At 69.7% G+C, this 20,590-nt stretch carries 14 protein-coding genes and 1 pseudogene; 9 read left to right on the forward strand and 6 right to left on the reverse strand.

The window, feature by feature from the left end; translation table 11 throughout:
- The 3 genes from AC07CM_RS40765 to AC07CM_RS40775 form a co-directional block, all read right to left on the reverse strand.
- Nucleotides 1-3,952: beta-ketoacyl synthase N-terminal-like domain-containing protein (locus AC07CM_RS40765; protein WP_478881580.1), on the reverse strand; the 3,952-nt coding region annotated here is incomplete at its 3' end.
- Nucleotides 3,953-4,158: 206 nt separating this feature from the next.
- Entirely contained in the window at nt 4,159-4,425 is a 267-nt protein-coding gene (locus tag AC07CM_RS40770) for an acyl carrier protein (RefSeq protein WP_478881581.1), read from the reverse strand.
- 1,114 nt (nt 4,426-5,539) lie between these two features.
- Nucleotides 5,540-7,090, reverse strand: coding sequence for an MFS transporter (locus AC07CM_RS40775; protein ID WP_478881582.1), 1,551 nt, complete (start codon nt 7,088-7,090; stop codon nt 5,540-5,542).
- A 235-nt stretch (nt 7,091-7,325) separates the two neighbouring features.
- Here AC07CM_RS40775 and AC07CM_RS40780 point away from each other — a divergent pair, with 235 nt between their 5' ends.
- On the forward strand, nt 7,326-8,024 hold the full coding sequence (locus tag AC07CM_RS40780) for a TetR/AcrR family transcriptional regulator (protein ID WP_478881583.1): 699 nt from the start codon (nt 7,326-7,328) through the stop codon (nt 8,022-8,024).
- A gap of 262 nt (nt 8,025-8,286) precedes the next feature.
- A pseudogene (locus AC07CM_RS40785) lies at nt 8,287-8,436 on the forward strand (IS630 family transposase); the annotation flags it as partial.
- A gap of 50 nt (nt 8,437-8,486) precedes the next feature.
- Here AC07CM_RS40785 and AC07CM_RS40790 read toward each other — a convergent pair.
- The 3 genes from AC07CM_RS40790 to AC07CM_RS40800 all read right to left on the reverse strand — a co-directional run bounded on the left by AC07CM_RS40790 (nt 8,487) and on the right by AC07CM_RS40800 (nt 11,950).
- Nucleotides 8,487-9,107: a hypothetical protein gene (locus AC07CM_RS40790; RefSeq protein WP_478881584.1), complete on the reverse strand. Its 621-nt coding sequence runs from the start codon at nt 9,105-9,107 to the stop codon at nt 8,487-8,489.
- A 2-nt stretch (nt 9,108-9,109) separates the two neighbouring features.
- On the reverse strand, nt 9,110-10,393 hold the full coding sequence (locus tag AC07CM_RS40795) for a salicylate synthase (protein WP_478881585.1): 1,284 nt from the start codon (nt 10,391-10,393) through the stop codon (nt 9,110-9,112).
- Nucleotides 10,394-10,711: 318 nt separating this feature from the next.
- Entirely contained in the window at nt 10,712-11,950 is a 1,239-nt protein-coding gene (locus AC07CM_RS40800) for a phenylacetate--CoA ligase family protein (protein ID WP_478881586.1), read from the reverse strand.
- 599 nt (nt 11,951-12,549) lie between these two features.
- Here AC07CM_RS40800 and AC07CM_RS40805 point away from each other — a divergent pair.
- From AC07CM_RS40805 to AC07CM_RS40835, 7 genes are all read left to right on the forward strand, one after another.
- On the forward strand, nt 12,550-13,608 hold the full coding sequence (locus tag AC07CM_RS40805) for a ketoacyl-ACP synthase III family protein (protein WP_478881587.1): 1,059 nt from the start codon (nt 12,550-12,552) through the stop codon (nt 13,606-13,608).
- Nucleotides 13,609-13,618: 10 nt separating this feature from the next.
- A complete protein-coding gene (locus tag AC07CM_RS40810) occupies nt 13,619-15,238 on the forward strand; it encodes a (2,3-dihydroxybenzoyl)adenylate synthase (RefSeq protein WP_478881588.1) in 1,620 nt (539 codons plus the stop codon).
- A gap of 1 nt (nt 15,239) precedes the next feature.
- Complete coding sequence (locus tag AC07CM_RS40815; RefSeq protein WP_478881589.1) at nt 15,240-15,509, forward strand: phosphopantetheine-binding protein; 270 nt, start codon at nt 15,240-15,242, stop codon at nt 15,507-15,509.
- Nucleotides 15,509-16,993, forward strand: a complete 1,485-nt coding sequence (locus AC07CM_RS40820) for an amidohydrolase family protein (RefSeq protein ID WP_478881590.1) — start codon at nt 15,509-15,511, stop codon at nt 16,991-16,993. The genes AC07CM_RS40815 and AC07CM_RS40820 overlap by 1 nt, the downstream gene beginning before the upstream one ends.
- The gene (locus tag AC07CM_RS40825; RefSeq protein ID WP_478881591.1) at nt 16,990-17,796 is read left to right on the forward strand and encodes a 2,3-dihydro-2,3-dihydroxybenzoate dehydrogenase; all 807 of its coding nucleotides are present in this window, start codon (nt 16,990-16,992) and stop codon (nt 17,794-17,796) included. Before AC07CM_RS40820 ends, AC07CM_RS40825 begins: the two co-directional genes overlap by 4 nt.
- Nucleotides 17,797-18,041: 245 nt before the next feature.
- Nucleotides 18,042-18,710 (forward strand): isochorismatase family protein, encoded by a 669-nt coding sequence (locus AC07CM_RS40830; protein WP_478881592.1) that lies wholly within the window; start codon nt 18,042-18,044, stop codon nt 18,708-18,710.
- Nucleotides 18,707-20,587 (forward strand): anthranilate synthase family protein, encoded by a 1,881-nt coding sequence (locus tag AC07CM_RS40835; RefSeq protein ID WP_478881593.1) that lies wholly within the window; start codon nt 18,707-18,709, stop codon nt 20,585-20,587. The genes AC07CM_RS40830 and AC07CM_RS40835 overlap by 4 nt, the downstream gene beginning before the upstream one ends.
- The last annotated feature ends 3 nt before the right edge of the window (nt 20,588-20,590 follow it).

Raw genomic sequence — 20,590 nt, forward strand, 5'->3', positions numbered from 1 at the left:
CCGTCTTCTGCCCGACGACCTCCAGCAACGCCGCCTCAACACCCGCCGCATCCACGGTGGGCACGGACGACTTAGCGGCCGGGGCGGGCAGCTGCACCGTTGCGGTCGACGCGGCGGAGGACGCCATGAACTCCACGATGTGGCGCAGGGTCCGCAGCTCGGCCAGCTGCTCCGGACCGGCAGCCACACCACCACCGAACCGCTCCTGCATCACACCCATGATCTCGACCCGCTTGATCGAGTCGATCCCCAAATCCGCCTCGACGTCCATGTCCAGCTCAAGCATGTCCGCCGGATAACCCGTCTTCTGCCCGACGACCTCCAGCAACGCCGCCTCAACACCCGCCGCATCCACGGTGGGCACGGACGACTTAGCGGCCGGGGCGGGCAGCTGCACGGTTACGGTCGACGCGGCGGAGGTCAGCGGCTGCGGGGTCGGCGCGGGTGCCGTGGGCCGGGCTTGCGGGGCGGATGCCGGGGCCGGGGGCGCGGCCGGGGCGGGTGCCGGGGGCAGCGCGGTGGGGGCAGGGGTGGGCAGGGCGGACTGCGAGGTCGGCTGCGCAGGAGCCGAGTGGGGGGCCGAGGACGGCCCCGCCGTGCCAAGCTCCAGGCCGGCAAGGTCGCGCAGGATCTCGTTGGCCCGCAGGTGGCTGCGTCCGATGTCCAGGCCGTGCTCCTTCACGGCGTTAATCCCGGGGAGGACCTGGCCGAGCCGGTTCTGTTCGGCGGCGCGCTCCAGGAGACCGGTGAGGCGCTCGGCGCTCTGGAGTTGACCGTTCAGGTAGTCGTCGTGCAGGGCGAGATGATCGGCCATGAGCTCGGCCAGGCGGTCACGGTCCACGTGAGGTGTCTCCATGGCGGTGGAAGCAGGAGTGGGGATTGGGGCGGGTGCTGCCGCAGCGGGTGCGGCCGGGGCCGGGGGGCTCGGCTCACGCACGGCCACGGCGGCGTGGGACGAGCCGTTGGGGCCGGGAATCGTCGCGGCAGCGGCGGCGTGGACGGGAGCGGGTGCCGGGACGGCGGCGGATGCGGCCGGGGCTCCGGCGGCTCCTCCACCCGGTCCGGCAGCGGCGTCCCGCGGTACTGTCCCATTGATTCCGGACAGTGTCGGTGCGGCGATCTTGTATCCGTTGTCGATCGCGTCCCGGTACTTCGCCTTCCGCTCGGGCGAGACGTAGTTGATGCCGTTGAGGAGGATAGACATGCCCTTGGCGGGGGGCTCTTCGGCCACGGGTTCGACGTAGCGGTCGCTCGTGGCGAGGGCCAGTCCGTGGACGGCGAGCTGGGCCAGGGCCTGCTTTAGAGCTACGTCGGCGTCGCGTCCCGGGCCGGCGTCCAGGGCGAGCGCGGTGTGCTCGCGGTCGCCCAGGATGCGCCGTACGAGCTGGGTAAGCACGCTCTTTGGGCCGAACTCCACGAACACCCGGTGTCCGGCCGCGTACATGTCCTCCACGCACGTGGCGAAGTCGACGGGGTTGATGAGCTGTTCGGCCAGGACCGCGCGGTTGGCGGCGATGTCGTCGCCGTACGCGGCGCCCTTGGTGTTCGCGTAGACCGTGCCGTTCGGGGCGCTCACGTCGAACCGGTCCACGTCGGCGCGGAAAGCGTCCACGGCGTGGCCGACGAACGGGGTGTGGAAGGCGGCCGAGACGGGCAATCGGCTCGCGCGCAGACCGGCCGCGCCGGCCTCGGCGACCAGGCGGTCGATCTCCTCGGTGGGGCCGCCGACGACGATCTGGTCCGGCGCGTTGCGGTTGCAGATCACCACGTCGGTGCGCGCGGCGAGCAGTTCGGTCAGCCGCTCCTCGGAGGCCGAGACGGCGGCCATGGCGCCCGCGTCGAAGCCGGGGTCCTGCGGCGGCGCCATCGCCTTGCCGCGGGCGCGGGCCAGTGCGAAGAAGGCCTCGTTGGTGAGGGCTCCAGCGGCCCACAGGGCACTGAGTTCGCCGAAGCTGTGGCCGAGGAAGCCCTCGGCGCGGAAGCCGAGTTCGGTGAGATAGGTGAACTGGCCGGCCGACAGCGCGCCGATGGCCGGCTGGGCGTACGCGGTGGCCCGCAGCCCGGTCTCCTGTTCGGCGCGCTCGGCGTCGCTGAACGCGGGCGGCGGGAAGGCGATGCGGGACAGCGGCTCGACGCCGTCGAAGTGGTCGTTGGCTGCGTCAAAGGCGGCCCGCAGCGGCGGGAGCGCCATGACGGCGGACCGACCGGGGTTGACATACTGGCTGCCCTGACCGGCGAACAGCGCGGCGACCTTCCCGGAGGGCGCGGCCGAGCGGCGGAAGAATACGCCCTTGGGGTGGGACCAGGCATCGGCGTCGGGGCGGGCGCGCAGTTCGCCGAGGGTGATCGCGCGCAGGTCGGCCAACTCCCACTCGGTGCGGGTCACGAACGCGACGCGCGCATGGTTTGCGGGTGCCGGGCCGCCGGTCGGGGGCGTGCCTGAGGCGAGAGCCTCGGTCAGCTGCGCGGTGTCGGGCGCGTGCCACAGATGCACGGTCGCCACGGGGTAGGAGACGCGCAGGTCGTCGCCGTCGCCGTACTCCTCCAGGACCAGGTGGAAGTTGGTGCCGCCGAAGCCGAACGAGGACAGCGCGGCACGGCGATTGGGACGCTCCGGCGTGCGAATCCAGGGCCGTGCCTCGGAGTTGACGTAGACGGGCCCGTCTGTGAAATCGATGGCGGGGTTGGGCTCGCCCACGTTGATGGTGGGCGGCAGCACCTTGTGGTGCAGGGCGAGTGACAGCTTGATCAGGCCGGCCGCGCCGGCCGCCGCCTTGGTGTGCCCGATCTGCGACTTGACACTGCCGAGGGCCGCGTACCGCCGGCTGTCGGTGGCCTCGGAGACCACGGCGGACAGAGCGCTCAGCTCGGTGGCGTCGCCGACGGCGGTGCCGGTGCCATGCGCCTCGAAGAGCTCGATGCTCGACGGTGAGCAGTCGGCGTCCTCGTAGGCGCGGCGCAGGGCGACCATCTGGCCCTCCTTGCGCGGGGCGTAGATGGACTTGAAGCGGCCGTCGCTGGAGGTGCCGATGCCACGCAGGACGGCGTAGATCTTGTTGCCGTCGCGTTCGGCGTCGGACAGGCGGCGCAGCGCGAGCATGCCGATGCCCTCGCCAATCAGCGTGCCGTCGGCGTTCTTGTCGAACGGACGGATGTGCCCGGACTTCGACAGCGCGGGCGTCTTGCTGAAGCACAGGTACATGAAGATCGTGTTCTCGGCGTCACAGCCGCCGACCAGCATGGTGTCCGCGCGCCGCTCGACCAGCTCGCTCGCGGCCGCGCGGACCGCACCGAGGGAGCTGGCGCAGGCGGCGTCGATCGTCATGTTGATGCCGCCGAGGTCGAACCGGTTGGCGACGCGACCGGCGACGACGTTGCCGAGCATGCCGGGGAAGGAGTTCTCCTCCCACGGGGCGTACGCGAGGCGGAACTTGGCGACGATCTCCTCGGCGTCCTGCTCGGACAGGCCGCAGCTGCGTACGACTTCCTTGAGCACTCCGCTCTGCAGCCGGGAGGTGAGCGGTTGAGTGAGTTGGTTGGCGCCGGTGATGCCGAGGACGACTCCGGTGCGCGACTTGTCGTACCAGGCCTGGTCGGCTCCGGCGTCCTTCAACAGGTCGCGGGCGACGACCAGGCTGAGCAGCTGGAGGACGTCCGTGACCTCCAGAGTGTTGGGCGGAAGCCCGAACTCCAGCGGATTGAAGGGCGTGTCGGGGATGAAGCCGCCGCGCCTGGCATACGTCTTGTCCGGCACGGTGGGGTCCGGGTCGTAGTGCTCATCGACGTCCCAGTGGCCGGCGGGCACGTCGTCGATGCAATCGGCGGCCGAGACGACGTTCGACCAGAACTCCCGCAGATTGCTGGACTTGGGGAAGAGCGCGGAGAGGCCGACGATGGCGAGGGGTTCCCGGGCGAGCCGACGGTCGAGGTCGGATTCCTGCGAAGAGTTCACGGCGAGTCTCTCTGGATCTGGAGCGAACAGGGAGGTCGGGAGCGGTGGGCGGCCCGCTGGCCGCACGACCGGCCGGGCGGGGCGCGTGGCGAGGGCGGCGGTTCCGGCGAGTGCGGTCCTGTGGGAGGCGACTCCCGGCGGATCCGCCTCGACGACGGGGCTCCGGGCGGACGATCGGGGATGGCCCGGCCCGGTGCCCGCCGACGTCACGCCGCGGCGATCCGCTGCTCGGACTCCTCGGCGATGTGCGCCGCGAGGGCCTCTATGGTCGGGTGGTACCAGAGGGCAGTGGTACCGAGCTCGAAGCCCAGCCACTTCTCCATCTCGCCCGCTATGATCAGCGCCGCGGTGCTGTCAAGGTCAAGCTCGTCAAAGTACTGGTCCGGCGGGACCTCGGACGGGTCAACGCCCAGGCGCTGCGCGATCTCGTCGATCAGCCACTTCTGGGCCTCCTCGGCCGTGATTTTCACCATTTCCGATCCTCTCCGAACGGCTTGTCGCACGTTTGTCGGGGGTTGGGTGGGATTCCCGGAGAGCGCCCCACTGCGGAGGGCGCGGGGATGATATGAGCAAAGGGGGCCACAACGGGCCGGGGGACGGATCCTGATCCGCGAGCGTGAACCTATGGCCACCGGCCCCGACCGGCAACCGGGATCAGCACCGCCAAAACCTTTCCGCCCGCATGGCAATGGGTTGTGTGACGGTATTCCGCCGGTATCCCCCACGCTGAGCTGGGGCGTTTTCGCCGGGCTGAGGAAAGCCGACACTGATGTCAGGATGAGGCAAAGATGTCAGCGTTCGTGTCAGCCATTTGGGCGGACGACCCGCCGCTGTTCTCACGTGTTTCTAGCGTGCGGGTCAGGCGAGTTGTGAGCGATGGACGAAGGGGGGACGGATTCCGCCACCGCGCGTGCGAGTTCACCGACGACGGCGCGGACGGACCTGCCCGGACTTACCGCGAGACGAGCTGCGACGGCACACAACCGCAGCGGAACGGCCTGCAGACCGCCACTAGTCCGGCGGTGGCATCGGGTACGGCAGCGATTCGCTCGACGCCGGGACAGGCCGACTCAGCCTCACTTGAAGACGTATCCGCCCTGGACTGTGCCGATCCCGCGCCCGCCGCCCCGACCGCTGGCTCACTGCCCGAAGAACCACCGCAGCCGGGCGCGGCGTTCCTGGTGCACAGGACGTCGAGGGCGCGCAGCTTCATCGGCATCGCGACAGCCCCGCGCGCACCACTGTCAGGGCCCCAGCAGGCGTATCTCGCAAGGCGCCGTGGCCGGATCGTATCCGACCACCTGTGCGACGCGGTCGAGCGAATCGAGCCGCGGATTGTGTACCTGGCCGTACTCGATGCCGAGTGCACGGTGAATTAAGGATCTTTACTCCAACCGCGGAGCGCACGGACATGAGGAGCGGCAAAGGGACGGATTCATCACCCAGAAGTCACCTCCCGAACAGTAGGCAAATTCCGAGGATTGCGCTTCCGAATCGAATCCCTCCGCTCGGCTACCGGATTTTCCACGCGCGCGTCGCGGGCAGGTTTCCGGAGGTTTACGCGTCGAGAGTCACCGGGATCGGCGGTCACATCGCGCGGATGTCTCCTTCCGGCGCCGTCCTGAGCTCTGTGGTTTCCTGCAGGGCTCCGGTCACCGCAGGTTCGGCGGAGCCGCGCACCACGAGCAGTACCAGGATGCCAGCGACGACGGACACGAGTCCGCCGACGAGGAACACCCGGTCGAGGCCGGCGGCACAGGCGTCCTCGATCATCCGCTTCGCGGCGGCTCGGGACTGCCCGGGGACCGAGACAAGCACGGCCGCCGATTGCCCGCCGGTGACGAGGCTGGCGGCGGTGTCGCTGTGGGTGAACAGCCCGCCGTCGGCCAGCTTGGTCGCGACTACCCCGGACAGGATTGTGCCCACGGCGGGGATACCGAGGGCGAACCCCAGTTGGCGGAAGGTGTTGGCAGCACCGCCCGCCATGCCCGCGCGATCGGGCGGGGCCGCCGCCAGCGCGGCCGAGGCGAGGATCGGCGAGGCGATGCCGACGCCAGCGCCAGCCACCAGGAAACCGGCCAGCAGGCCCGTCCAGCCGGATGTGCCGGAGACGAACATCTCCAGGAACGAGCCTGCACCAATCAGCAGAAGACCGCCACCGATCGGGTACTGCGGCGGGACGTTCGCGAGGAACCGGCCAGCGAGCCCGGCGGCGAGGAAGGACATGCCGCTGAACGGCATAAGGATCAGTCCGGCCTTGACGGGGCTGAAGCCGAGCACCGACTGGGCCCACACGGACACGAACACGAGATTGGCGAAGGCGGCGGCGCTGAACACCACGGCGCCGGTCATTAGGGTGGCGAAGGACGGCGTACGCATTAGGCGCAGGTCCAGCATGGGGTCTCGCCGGCTGCGTTCGACCAGTACGAACAGCACCAGCGCGAGAGCCGATCCGCCGAAAATTTGGAGGGTGCGGCCAGCGCCCCAGCCGTCCTCACCCGCGCGGATCAGGCCGAAGATCAGCAAGGCGGCGACGAGAGTGAAGCCGATCGTGCCGGGCAGGTCGATGCGACGGCCGAGGCGGGTGGCCGTGCCGGCCAGGTGCCGGGCGCCGATGAACAGGGCGCCGACCGCGACGGGCAGGTTGACCAGGAAGATCCAGCGCCAGTCGAGGTGCTCGGTGAGCAGCCCGCCTAGGATCGGCCCAGCGGCCGCGGCGGCGCCGTTGACGGCGCCCCAGATACCGAACGCGACGCCACGGTCGCGGCCCTCGTAATTGATTGCCAGGAGCGTGGTGTTGGTGGCGAACATGGCGGCCGCGCCGACACCCTGCAACCCGCGCGCGACGATCAGCATCTCGCTGCTCGTGGCCATGCCGCAGGCGAGCGAGGACAGGGCGAAGGCCGCTAGCCCGGCGAGGTAGACGCGTCGGGTACCGATCAGGTCCGACAGCGATCCGAACGCCATCAGTAGGGCGGCGAGGACAAGGACGTAGATGTCCACAACCCATTGCAGGGCGGAGAACGATGCGTCGAGCGAGTCGGTCATCTGGGGCAGCGCGACGCTTACGATGGTCACGTCGATGAGCAGCATGAAGGTGCCCAGGCACACGGCCAGCAGCGGCATCCATTTGCGCATGGCGTGGAGCCTCTCGGGGTGGGTTCGGCGCGGGCGGGAAGGCAGCCGCACCGGGACGGAAGTGGAGACGGGAAGGCGCTCCCGGAGAGGTCGACAGGACCTCTATTAGCCACTGTCTAAGAGGCTACACCATGCTCTTAGACAGTGGCTAATAGGTTAGGATGGATCGTGCCTAGCGAGCCGCCGGGCATCACAGCGCTGCAACCGACAGCGCCTCAGCGTGAGGTCTTTCGTCATGCCTGACTCAGCGCCCCGCCGCCGATCACGGGCGTCGGCGGGCCTGCCGCCGATCACGGCGGACAAGATCATCGATGTCGCAGTCGAGCTAACCGGAGAACGCGGACTCGACGGCTGGTCCATCCGCCAGATCGCCACCAAACTGGACGTCTGGCCGGGGGTGATCGCCCATCATGTCGGCGACCGCGAAGCGGTGGTCATGGGAGTGACTGACCGCGTGATCTCCCGGATACCGGTCCCGGGAGACGACGTGCCCTGGCGCCACTGGTTCCGCTCCGTGATGTTCGACGGGCGCACCGTCCTGCGCGAATACCCCGGGGTGGCCCGGCGTCTGTGCGTTGTGGGACCGAACGTGCCTTCTGCCCTGTCCACCATCGACACGGGCATCCGAGTACTGATAAAGGCCGGGTTCGGAGAGCACGCGCCCGAGGTCTACCGGTATCTGTTCAACTCTGCGTTCACGCTGGTCGCCGTAGAAAACGACCGGGGCAACTTCCCCACGGCGCGGGCCGACATGGGGCGCGCGATGGCCGCCTTCGCGGAGGACGAGTCACAACCGGGCCTCGCCGCAGCGGGCACTACCGCCCGCGCCCGAGGCACCGACCCCAAGGCCATAGCGGCACAAGAGACGGAGTTCTTCCACTTCACCGTCGAACGCTCCCTGGACGGCGCGGAAGCCATGCTGACATCCTGCTAAAGGAACGTGACGACGGCTTGTGGGCTGCCCGGACAGGTCCATCCGGGCAGCCCCCGATCCGTCGTCGGCGAAATGCGGACGCATACGGACCCGCCTTGACTGCGCCAGCACGCGCGTCGGCCGCCGTCCTCGCCCGGACCGGCCGCACCTGGTCGACGGTAGCGAGGACGGCGGCAGCTTCGCGTTACTGATATCGGCGTTTTGGAGTCGGGGCGTCGTCGGACCCGGTGACGGGGCACGCCGTGGGTGGTAGCCCAGAAGTATGCGGTATCCAGACGGGGGCAACTTGACCGCCGAGCGGCGCAAGCGCCACGAAGACCTACGCATGCGGACCGCTGGCCCCTTTGAGGAGCGCATGGAAGTCCCGTGCATCGCCCGGGAGTTACGGGGGAGCGAGAAGTCGGTCTTTCAATGACGCCGTGCCTGGGAGTCGGGGAGCGCGCCTGCGGAGACCGCCGGTGATCAGGTAGGTGCCGCCGAGAGCGAGTTCGGCCGGGACGAGCGCGGGACCCGTACGCCGTCCTCGGCGACGGAGATCACGGGCTCGGCGGGCCGCAGATGCAGCAGGTTGAGCAGCAGCCGGGCGGGCACCTCGCCGAGTGGCCCGGCCGGGACGTCGATGACCCCGCCCCAGAACTGGGGGTGCTCGCTCGCAGCGGCGCGGCCCATGCCCCAGAGCGGGGCTTGGGCGAGCGCCCCGGTGGTGGCCCCCTCGCGTACGCCACGTGTCAGGCACCACAGCAGCGGTCTGCGTCCGGGCAATGCGGCGATGTCGGCGGCCAGCCGGGCGAACTCAGCAGGTACGTCCGCCGGTTCGCCCGTGTCGGCCCCGTCCAGGGCGCCGAGTGCGAACAGTACGTGGTCGGCGTCAGCGAGCGCGGCCCGGTCGGCGCTCACCGTCGCACCGTGTGCCGCGGCCCCGGGCACCAGCGAGCGGGCCAGTCCGGCTTGCCCGAGGACCAGCACTGTGCATCCAATCAGGGCCATCTGGGCCGTGGTGTCCCCCGGGAAGGGCTGCCAGATCACCTCGAAGCGGCCGTCGGCTCCCTGTTCCTGGCCGACCAGGTCGCCGTAGCGCAGCATCGTCAGCTCCCCTTCGGGACGACATATGGGGCGACGCTGCGGAGCTTTTCGCAGGTTTCCTCGTACTCGCGGGCGGGCCGGGACGCCCCGACGAGGCCCGCGCCGGCGCGCAGCCAGGCTCGGCCATCCTGCTGGTAGACGGCGCGCAGTACCAGCGCCGAGTCCAGCGAGCCGTCGGCGCTGGCGCGCAGGACAGCGCCCGCGTACAGACCGCGCGGCTCATCCTCCAATTCGCGAATCAGTTGGTATGCGGCCTGCTTGGGGATGCCAGACGCGGTGACCGGCGGGAAGACCGCGCCAAGAGCGTCCCATGCGGTGCGGCTCTCGGCGAGAACGGTGGTGACGCGGGAGGCGAGATGCTGAACGCTGCCGCGCTGCTTCACTGTGAGGAACTCCCCCACGCGTGTGGTGCCCGGCTCACCCACGGAGGACAACTCCTCCACGGCCAGCTTCACGGAGGTGGCGTGCTCGTAGACCTCCTTGGCGTCGCGATACAGTTCGGCGCGCAGGGCGGCGTCCGTGTCCAGGTCGCCGGTCAAGGCACGGGTTCCGGCTAGCGGTTGAGTGGTAGCGGTGCCGTCCCCGGGTGCCTCGACCACGGATTCGGGGCTGACGCCAGCAGCCTGGATACCGTCGAGATCCAGGAGGAACGACCGCGCGGGCGTGTTGGCGGTCCGGGCGCTGACGTAGGTGGCCGTCATGTCGACGGGGAACGGCACGGGAACGGTGCGGGAAAGGATGACCTTGTCGAGCCTGCCGCGGCCGATCTCGGCGACGGCGTTGGCGACATGACGCTGGTAGACGCTGGGGTCGTGGATGTCGACCGGCTTGGGGGCAAGTGCGGCCTTCGGTGTCTCAGCCAGCACCTTGCGGAGGCGGTCCGGGAGGTCCGGGTCGAGTGTCCGGATGCTTACTTCAGCCTCGGTGACCGTCAGCTCGGTGCCGGGGACGATGAGATGGCCGAGGGGGGCGTCGGTGCGGGCGCCGCTCGCCAGCTCGAAGGCCAGCCATCCGTAGGCGTGCCAGTCGGGTACCGGCGCCTCGTGCAGTGCAGAACGAATGGCTTCCCAGGGCGATCCTGACCAGGTGTGGGTCTCTCCAGCCGTCGTACGGACGACGTCGGCCTCAACGCGCACCTCATAGATGGGGTTGCCCGCGACGTACCACCGCTGGTCCTGCTCGTATATGACGTAGTCGGTGAGTAGGCCCGAGTCGGCGATCTCTGCGACGACAGCCAGAGGTACGAACGGTCCCTTGATGCAGGCGTCTTGGTGGAGCTCGGTCATGCTGGCCTCCTGTTAGTAGCAGAGCGGTGCGCGCAGTGGGGTGGTTACGGGGTCGATTACACGGGCTCCGTGCGGCATCTTCGATGCAACTGAAGTGGTTGCCTTCGATGCCGGTGACGGGCAGGGCGCCGATGCACACGTCCTGCCGGAAGGCGAGCGTGGCGTCGTCCGTGGCGGGCGCCAAGCCGGAGGCGCTGCGTGTCGAAGCGGATGTCTCCGGCGTGCGGCTCCGGGGGAAGCGGGCCGGCAGGTCGGAGGGGGAGGGCGTTAGAGGGAACGGTCATACGCACGGGAAGGGTCGTGCGGTATGAGGAGGCGTCAGAAGTACATGACCGCCCTGTCCCAGTCCTCGCCCTCCGCGAACAGATAGCGGGCCTTGAGGATGTCGCGCTGCGCGGTGAGGGCCTCCACCGGGACGAGGCTGCCCAGGGGACGTCCGGTGATCCGGTGCGGGACGCCGAGTTCGCGGTCGATGGCGGCGCCCAGATCCTTCACGGCCTGCTCGCGCGTCGCCTCCGGGGCTTCGAACTCCAGCCGCAGCACGTCGGGATGGGCCATGGCCCGCCAGAACATCACCTCGTAGGTGGCGGGCAGCGAGAACACCAGCTCCTCCAGCCGCGCCTGCGTCACGGTGACGCGGCCCACGGTGTATTCGGTGCCAGCCCTGCCGAGCACCGTGACCGTCGGCAGCAGCCAGCCGCATGGGCACGGATCGGTGGACACCTCGACCTCGTCTGCGAGGTTATAGCGCAGCAACGGCATCGCGTCGCGGTACAGCGGGGTCACGACCATCTGTCCGCGGCCCGCGTCGGAGAGCGTGAACGTCGTCGGATCGTATACCTCGAAGATCGCGCGGTCGGCCCACAGGTGCAGCCGGCCCTCGGGACACTGCCCGGCGATGGTGCCGGTCTCTGTGGAGCCGTACTCCTCGACGATCGGGATGCCGCCCCAGATCTCGCTCAGCCGACTGCGGCGCACCGCGGTCAGCGGCTCCGCGGCGGTGAACATGGCGCGCAGGGCAGGGAAGTCCTCCTCCGGGCGCAGGCCCACGGCCTTCGCGGCGGCCGCCAGCATGGTGATCTCGGTCGGGTTGCACCAGGTGAGCGTCACGTCCAGGGACTTTAGGACGCGCACCATACGGGACAGCGGTGTGGCGAGCGAGCGGGCATCGCCGGGAACGACCGTGGCACCGCGCATCCGGCCGGCGGCCTGGGCGAGATGCCCGGTGATGACCAGGCCGTAGGGGGTGCGCACCAGGAAGGTGTCGGAGGGATGGATGCCGACCCACTTGCGGGCGTACCGCTCGGCGAGGTCGATCCAGTCCTCTTCGGTGTAGTAGGAGGCGGTGGGCTCGCCCGCCGTGCCACTGGACTCATGGTAGGTGGCGAGCTGCTCGCGCTGCACCGCGAGCATCCCGAATGGGTACTGGTCGCGCAGGTCCTGCTTGGTGGTCAGCTCGATGCCGGCGAAGTCGGCAGCGGTGCGCGGCGCGGGACCGTCCGCGTAGCGCGCCGCGTAAAAGGGTGAGCGCAGAGCCTGTGCAAGGACCCTCGGCAACTGGGATCGCTGCAATTCGGCCAGTTCGGCGGGGCTCGACCAATCACCGGGTTCTGGACGCGACTGCAACATACGGGACCTCTCTCGTGTGTGCCCGAGGACCTTTCCGACGCAACATCCCGGGCCCGCGGGGTCTGGTGTGCAACCGCTCACCAACTGGTGTTCTGCGGTCGCGCGGCACCGAAGACAGGCTCCGACCGCGTGCCGATCCCACGCGACGGCTACGGCGATAGCACACCACCGCGGGGGCGGCGGCCACGCGAGTAGTCGCCACTCAATTCGGCCACCGGGTAGGGAGCCCGATCCCGGGGTCGTCACCGCGCAGGGGGCCTCGCGGCCGGGCCGGCGAGGACCGCGCCGGTTGAGTACCGCCTACTCATGAGACCCGGCGGCCCTGGTGCTGTGCTTGCGGCCAGGGCATTCACCTATCCGCAGCACCCCCGGGCCGTCCCCGTCCGAACCCCACCTGCGCCCCCACACACTCATCCGCCCGTACGCGTTTTCCCCCTGCGCCCAACCGGCTATTCCCCCCTCCCGCCTGCCCGGCATTCCCCAGGCACGCACGAGGTCACACATCAGGACACGAAGGAGTCGGCTCGATGAGGACTGCGAACCTGTATCTCGCCGGGATCGGCAACCACCTGCCGGCCCTGTTCCCGGCCGAGCGCGCGGTCGCGGAGGGGCTGTACGACGAGGAGGCCCGGCAGGCTTCCGGTATGCGGTCGGTCGCCGTCAGCGCATCCACGCCGGCCCCTCAGATGGCGATCGACGCGGCGCGGGCCGCGCTGGCCGGTTCCGGGCACGGCGCGGACGACATCGGGATTCTGCTACACAGCTACACCCACCACCAGGGCCCCGACGGCTGGTCGGCGGCGCACTACATCCTGAACAACACGATCGACCGGCCCGTGCCCGCTGTCGAGATCAAGCAGGGCTGCCTCGGCATGCTGGTCTCGGTAGCCATGGCCGCGAACCTCCTGATCGCCAACCCAACGCACGATGCCGCGCTGATCACCACGGGCGACAACTACTCCACCCCCGGCGTCGAACGCTGGCGCGCCTCGGGCCTGTTCGTGCTCGCCGACGCGGGTAGTGCCGTGGTGGTCTCGCGCCGTTCGGGCTTCGCCGAGCTGCTCGCCCTGGACTCGCTGTCCGACTCCTCCATGGAGATCCTGCATCGCGCCGGCGAGGAGCTGTTCCCGCCAGGTGTCACCCGCGGCCGCGGCCTGAACTTCGCCGAACGCGCCGAGAAGGTCCGCGAGCAGTGGGCAGCCGGTCAGGCCCCGCCCATCAAGAACTTCGGGGACCGGATCGCGGAGATCACCGAACGCACCCTCAAGCAGGCGGACGTGACCTGGGATCAGATCGTCAAGGTGTGCCACGTCGGGTTCGGCTGGCCCGCCTTGGAGGCGATGTTCCTGCTGCCGCTCGACGTCCCCGAGGAGAAGACAGTCTGGGAGTACGTCAACACCATCGGGCACACCGGCGCTGCCGACCTCTTCCTGGGTCTGGAGCACGTGTGGCGCACCGGCCAGGTCAAGCCCGGCGACCATGTGCTGCTGATTGGCGCGAGCACCGGAATGGAGGCCGGCGCGGCCGTCGTCCGCATCACGGAGGCCGCCCCGGAGGCCACCACGTCCGCAACCGAGTCCGAGTAGGAGCGCGGACATGCTCGAGGGATTCACCCCCTGGCCTGAGGACGTCGCACGCCGCTATCGCGACCAGGGCATCTGGCGTGGCGAGACGCTGGGCGCGGTGTTGCGTGAGGCCGCGCGTCGGCACGGCGACAAGAGCGCGCTGATCCACGGTGAGCGGCGGATCAGCTACGCCGAACTCGACGGCTGGGCCGACCGGCTGGCGGCCGGCTTCGCCGCGCACGGCCTGCGTCCCGGCGACCGGATCGTCGTCCAGCTGCCGAACGTGCCGGAGTTCGTGGCGATCGCGTTCGGGCTGATGCGGCTCGGCGTGAAGGTGGTTTTCTCGCTGCCGGCACACCGGGCCACCGAGATCGTCCACCTGGTCCGGCTGAGCGGAGCGGTCGGCTACCTGGTGCCCGAGACGCACCGCGGCTACGACTACCGCGAACTGGCCCGGCAGGTCCAGGCCGAGACTCCCACGCTGACGTCGCTGTTTGTGCTGGGGGCGAAGACCGAGGGTTTCGTGTCGGTCGCCGAACTGGAGTCGTCCGTCGCCGAACCGCGACCACTGCCTGAGCCCGATGCCGCCGACGTGGCATTCTTCCTCCTGTCCGGCGGGACCACGTCCCTGCCGAAGCTGATCCCGCGGACCCACGACGACTACGTCTACATGTCTGACCGCGCGGCGCAGGTGTGCGAGCTGGCCGAGGACGACGTGTACCTCGCCGTCCTGCCCATCGAGTTCAACTTCGCCTTCGGCTGCCCTGGCCTGGTCGGCACGCTCCAGACCGGCGGCACCACGGTCCTCGCCGATGCCCCCAACCCTCTGGACTGCTTCCCACTGATCCAGCGTTACGGGGCCACCGTCACCGCGGTGGTGCCCTCCATCATGACGCTGTGGCTGGAGGCGGCCGAGTGGGCCGAGGAGGATCTGTCCAGCCTTCGACTGGTGCAGGTTGGCGGTGCGCGGATAACGCGTGAGATCGCCGCACGGGTCCAGCCCACGCTGGGCGCGAGGCTCCAGCAGGTGTTCGGCATGGCCGAGGGGCTGCTCACCTTCAGCAGACCGGGCGATCCGGCTGAGTCGGTCCTCACCACGCAGGGCAAGCCGATCTCCGACGCCGATGAGCTCGTGATCGTCGACGAGGACGGCAGGCTGCTGCCCCCGGGCGAGATCGGCGAGCTGATCACCCGCGGCCCGTACACCCTGCGCGGCTACTACCGGGTGCCCGACTACAACCGTCGTGCGTTCACCGAGGACGGCTTCTACCGCACCGGTGACCTGGCCCGGTTTACCGAGGACGGCAACCTGGTCATCGAGGGCCGCATCAAGGAGACGATCATCCGCGGAGGCGACAAGATCTCCGCGGGTGAGGTCGAGGACCTGCTTCACCCCCACCCCGGCATCGCCGAGGCAGCCGTGATCGGCGTGCCCGACGCGTTCCTGGGCGAGCGGATCTGCGCCTACCTCGTCGCCGACGGCCCCGAGGTCCCACTCGCCGACCTCAAGCAGTTCGTGCACGCGCAGGGTGTGGCCGACTACAAGCTGCCCGACATCGTGCGCTACGTGCCCGAACTCCCCCTGACCCCTCTCGGCAAAGTCGACAAGAAGGCGCTGGCCGCACACGCCGCGTCCGAGCAGGAAGGCTGACGTGGACGCCTCTACATTCCCGACCGAACGCGAGCTGCGCGCTATCGTCGCGCCCCTGGTGGGCATCGAGCCCGGCCGGATCGAGCCGGACGCCAGCCTGGTGCAGCTCGGACTGAGTTCGCTGGAGATCATGCGGCTGGTCAGCCGCTGGCGCAAGGCGCGCATCCCGGTGCAGTTCGACGCCCTGGTCGCCGCGCCGACGTTGAGCGGCTGGCTCGCCCACTTCGACACGCTGGCCGCATCCGCGCCTACCGACCCAGGGACCGCGTGATGGCGGCCCAGCTGATCACCGGAGGCACCGTCTACACCGCCGACGCTCAGGAATCCGCGCACTCCTGCGGCGCGGTCCTGATCGTGGATGACAAGATCACCGCCGTGGGCCCAGCCCGGGAGGTCGAGCAGGCGGTGGCCGCGCTCCATCCGGTGGTCAGATCGGAACTGCGCACGATCGACGCCAGCCGGATGATGGTGCTGCCGGGCTTTGTGAACGCCCACTGGCACGAGATGTTCGCGATGGGCTTCACCATGCGCGGTGCGCTCCGGCCGGTCTCCGACCGCGAGGATCAGGTCGTGTTCATGGGCGGCGGCGGTGACATGCACCAGATCTCGACCGCTTTCGATCAATTCGACAACCTGATCGAGGCCCTGACGCCGGACGAGGCGCAGTCCATCGCCGAGTATTCGATGTGGATCCAGCTGCGCGGCGGAGCGACGACGCTCGGCGATATGGGCTCCCTGAACCGGCCGCACTCCATGGTCGCCGCGGCCCGCCGCCTCGGCATCCGATTCTCGGCGAGCACCTGGGCAAGCGACGCGGTCTGCCCACCCGACCGATCGCGGTTCCTGCGTACCCGAGACGCAGACGCGATCCTCGCTGGCTTCGAGTCGCTGCTCGGTGCGGTCACCTCGGACACCACGGGCCGGATCAGGTGCCGTCCGAATATCTCCTATGTCACCAACATGACCGACGAACTGGCGAGCGGAATGGCCAATCTGGTCGTCCGGCACAATCTGCCGTTCGCCACGCATGTGGGTGCGCTGCGCAACGAGGTCGAGGTGATGCGCACGTACTACGGCGAGACCGGGCTGCGTCGGCTGGAGGAAGTCGGCCTGATTAATGACGGGTTTATGGCCGGGCACGGCGCCTTCCTGGATGAGCACGAGCAGAAGCTGATGCTCGCCGCGCGGGCTCACATCAGCCACTCCCCCGGCAAGTACGGTCCCTCGGGCGAGTCTTCGCTGACCGAGACCGGGGTGGTGCCGGCGCTGCGCCGCGCCGGCCTGGACGTGTCGCTGTCGACCGACGCGGCCTCACTGCCGGGCGCGGGGATCGCCGAGACGATGCGCGCTGCCTGGCAGATGTACAACGAGATGAGCGCCGACCAGACCGAGGTGCTGCCCACCGACGCGCTCGCGATGGCCACCCGGATCGCCGCCAGAGGGCTGTGCTGGGACGACGCCGTCGGCAGTCTCGAGCCCGGCAAGCAGGCCGACCTTCTGCTGGTCCGCACCGACGACTGGCGCTATCTGCTCAATCCGCGGCCGCTGGAGAGCTTTCTGTGGTTGGCCGGCTCCGCGGACGTGGACACGGTGATCGTCGGCGGCCGCACCCTGGTGGCGGGCGGCCGGGGCGTCGAGGTGGACGAGAGGGCGTTGCGGGACCGCTATCTGGAGGCGCTGCGCGGCTTCACCACGCGGGCCCTGCGCGTACCCGCCGAGGCGGTCGACGCAGTACTGGGAAGGGTGGCGCGATGAGTGGTTCCCGTGTGACGACCGGGGAGCCCGGCGCGGAGTGGTCGGGGGCCGCCGTGGTGACCGGGGCGGCCGGCGGCATCGGTGCCGAGGTCGCCCGCGCACTGGTGGCCACCGGAGTCCCCGTGGCCTTGCTCGACCGAGAGCCCGTGCCGCTGTGGGAGCTGGCGGACGACCTAGACGGATCCCGCGGCGGTGTGCTGGCAGTACCCACGGACGTCACGGACAGCGCCGACGTGGACACCGCGATCGCCAAGGTCGAGGCCGAACTCGGGCCGATCGCCTACCTCGTCAACAGCGCGGGGGTACTGCGCAGCGGCCCGGCCAGCGAGCTCAGCGACGAAGAGTGGGACGCCACGTTCGCGGTCAACGCGGGCGGGGTGTTCCGCGTCAGCCGGGCGGTGGCCCGGGTGATGATTCCGCGCGGGCGGGGGTCCATCGTCACGATCGCCTCCAACGCGGCCCTCACCCCCCGGACCTCGATGGCGGCGTACGCAGCGTCCAAGGCGGCCTCGGCGATGTTCACCAAGTGCCTCGGCCTGGAACTGGCCCGGCACGGCATCCGCTGCAACGTCGTCGCGCCCGGCTCGACGCGCACCTCGATGCTGACCGCGCTGCAGGGCAACGCCGCCGAGCGCGCCTCGGTGGACGGGGTGCCGGAGGCCTACCGGGTCGGCATTCCACTGGGTCGGATCGCCGAGCCCGCCCACATCGCCGACGCAGTCCTGTTCCTGCTCTCCGAGCGGTCCGCCCACATCACTCTGCACGACCTGACGGTGGACGGCGGCGCGGCGCTGGGCGTCTGAACAGCAGATCCGTATGGGGGGCTCCGCACCAGCCCGCACCACCAGAAACCCTCCCCCGGCACGCCCCCTCCAGGACCGGCCCGGCAACGGGCCGCCCGCCCGGACTACTCCCCCGGGTCCGGGCCGGGAGGCGCCCGGGACCGAATCCCTCCGGTCCCGGGCGCCCACCGCCGCACGCCATCGGTGTCCCCGAGGCCGAGGAACACCCGACGCCAGCCGTCATCCGACCAGGAAAGGAACCCGACGTGGCGATCGCCCCGATCAATCCGTATCCGATGCCACGGCTCGCAGAGCTGCCACCCAACACCGTTTCCTGGAGCGTCGATCCGCACCGGGCGGTGCTGCTGGTGCACGACATGCAGCACTACTTCCTCGCCCCGTTCAAGCCGGGTGCCCAGCCGCACGCCGACCTGCACGCCCACGTCCAGGTGCTGCGCGAGACCTGTGCCGCCGTCGGTGTGCCGGTCGTCTACTCGGCGCAGCCCGGGGATATGACGCCCGAACAGCGTGGTCTGCTCGCGGACTTCTGGGGTCCTGGTATGTCGGCGGCCCCGGAGGACCGTGGAATCCCCGAGGCCGTCGCGCCCGGTGCGCACGACACGGTTATCACTAAGTGGCGTGCCAGCGCGTTTCACCGTACTCCCCTGCTCGAACTCCTACGCGAACAGGGCCGCGACCAGCTGATCATCTGCGGCATCTACGCCCATGTCGGCATTCTGCTCACCGCGTGCGACGCCTTCGCTCACGGCATCAAGCCCTTCGTGGTCGCCGACGCGATCGCCGACTTCACGCCGGCGTTCCACCAGATGGCGCTGGACTACGCGGCGTCCCGGTGCGCCATGGTCCTGCCCACCGCAGCGGTCCTCCAGGAACTGTCGACGACGGCCCCCGCGTCCGTAGGAGACCCCTCATGACGTCGCTGGAGGAACTGGCCGCAGGCGGACAGTCGTTCGCGCTGCTCCACCGGACCGGCAGTGGCGCGGGCAGCCATGTCGACCTGCTGGTGGGCGAGTTCGGGGTCGTCGCGGGTACGGCGGAGCTGCCGGTCCCCGACTTCGGGAAGCCCAGCACCCACGAGGTGCTCGTTGTCCTGCCGTACCGGGTGATCGGCGAGCGCGGCTACGACCACCACGATGACAGCGAACCGATCCTCGCGATGCCCGTGCGCGAACAGGCGTTGCTGCCCGTCGACGACGTGCTCGACACCGTCCTCGCCTGGCCCCTCGCCACCGACGAGGGCCACTTCGACCTCGACGACGAGGAGTACGGCGACCTCGTGCGCCGCGTCGTCGACGAGGAGATCGGCCACGGCTCCGGCGCCAACTTCGTCCTCAAGCGCACCTTCGTCACCGAGATCCCCGACTGGTCGGCCCGTACGGCGCTCGCCTTCTGGGGGCGGCTGCTGCGCGGCGAGCCCGGCGCGTACTGGACATTTTTGATCCACACCGGCAGCCGCACCTTGATCGGCGCGAGCCCCGAACGCCATGTCAGCCTCGACGACGGCGTCGCCGTCATGAACCCGATCAGCGGCACCTACCGCTATCCGGCCGACGGCCCCACCATCGCATCCGTGCTGGACTTCCTCGCCGACGGCAAGGAGACCAACGAGCTGTACATGGTGCTCGACGAGGAGCTGAAAATGATGAGCCGCGTGTGCGACGACGCGCACGTGGTCGGGCCGCACCTGAAGGAGATGGCCCACCTCGCCCACACCGAGTACCGCATCGTCGGCCACAGCACCCGGGACGTCCGCGAGATCTTGCGGGAGACCCTACTTGCCCCGGCGGTGACCGGCAGCCCAGTGCAGAGCGCCTGCCGGGTGATCGCCAAGTTCGAACCGAGCGGCCGGAGTTATTACTCCGGCGTGGCCGCCTTGATCGGCCGCGACGCCACCGGACGGCGGCGCATGGATTCGGCCATCGTGATCAGGACGGCGGACATCGACGCGGCTGGCCGGGTCCGGATCGGTGTCGGAGCGACGCTCGTGCGCGACTCCGATCCTGCCAAGGAGGCCGCCGAGACCAAGGCGAAAGCCGCAGGCCTGCTCGACGCCCTGCATCGGGTCGCCGAGCGGCCTCGCCCCGCCGGCCTGGAGCGGCATCCGCAGATCCGAGCGGCGCTCGCCTCGCGCAACACACCGCTGTCGGAGTTCTGGCTCGCGCCGGCGCTGGTGCGGCCGACGACTCGCGCCAAAGTGCTGATCATCGACGCGGAAGACACGTTCACCGCGATGGGCGCGCTGCAACTGCGCAGCCTCGGCTACGACGTGACGATCTGCCGCTACGACGAGCCGTACCGGCTGACCGGCTACGACCTTGTCCTGCTCGGCCCGGGCCCCGGCGACCCGCGCGAGGTGAGCCACCCCAAAATCGCCCATCTGCGAGCGGTCACCGGCAGCCTGCTCAACCTGCGGATTCCGTTCGTGTCGGTGTGCCTCAGTCACCAGGTGCTCTGCTCGCTGCTCGGCCTCGAACTGCGCAAGCTGGGCTTCCCAAACCAGGGAGTGCGACGCACGATCGACCTGTTCGGCACCCCTGAGCCGGTCTACTTCTACAACACGTTCGCCGCGTACAGCGACAGCGCCCTGCTGGACGGACCTCTCGGCCCAGGCCTAGTCGAGGTCGCCCGCGACCGGGCGACAGGCGAGGTGCACGCGCTGCGCGGACCCGGTTTCACCTCCGTGCAGTTCCACCCCGCGTCGGTGATGACGCTGCGCGGAGCTTCCATCCTGGACCACCTGGTCACCGATGCCCTGGCACCGGTGCCTCACCGAGCGGAGCTGACGGCGTGACCC

It is taken from the genome of Streptomyces sp. NPDC044061 (assembly GCF_056434305.1).

Coding starts and splice junctions, on each gene's coding strand:
- AC07CM_RS40825 (WP_478881591.1), top strand. CDS start 16,990: ATGAGTGGTTCCCGTGTGACGACCGGGGAGCCCGGCGCGGAGTGGTCG.
- AC07CM_RS40835 (WP_478881593.1), top strand. CDS start 18,707: ATGACGTCGCTGGAGGAACTGGCCGCAGGCGGACAGTCGTTCGCGCTG.
- AC07CM_RS40790 (WP_478881584.1), bottom strand. CDS start 9,107: ATGCTGCGCTACGGCGACCTGGTCGGCCAGGAACAGGGAGCCGACGGC.
- AC07CM_RS40770 (WP_478881581.1), bottom strand. CDS start 4,425: ATGGTGAAAATCACGGCCGAGGAGGCCCAGAAGTGGCTGATCGACGAG.
- AC07CM_RS40795 (WP_478881585.1), bottom strand. CDS start 10,393: ATGACCGAGCTCCACCAAGACGCCTGCATCAAGGGACCGTTCGTACCT.
- AC07CM_RS40810 (WP_478881588.1), top strand. CDS start 13,619: ATGCTCGAGGGATTCACCCCCTGGCCTGAGGACGTCGCACGCCGCTAT.
- AC07CM_RS40780 (WP_478881583.1), top strand. CDS start 7,326: ATGCCTGACTCAGCGCCCCGCCGCCGATCACGGGCGTCGGCGGGCCTG.
- AC07CM_RS40820 (WP_478881590.1), top strand. CDS start 15,509: ATGGCGGCCCAGCTGATCACCGGAGGCACCGTCTACACCGCCGACGCT.
- AC07CM_RS40775 (WP_478881582.1), bottom strand. CDS start 7,090: ATGCGCAAATGGATGCCGCTGCTGGCCGTGTGCCTGGGCACCTTCATG.
- AC07CM_RS40805 (WP_478881587.1), top strand. CDS start 12,550: ATGAGGACTGCGAACCTGTATCTCGCCGGGATCGGCAACCACCTGCCG.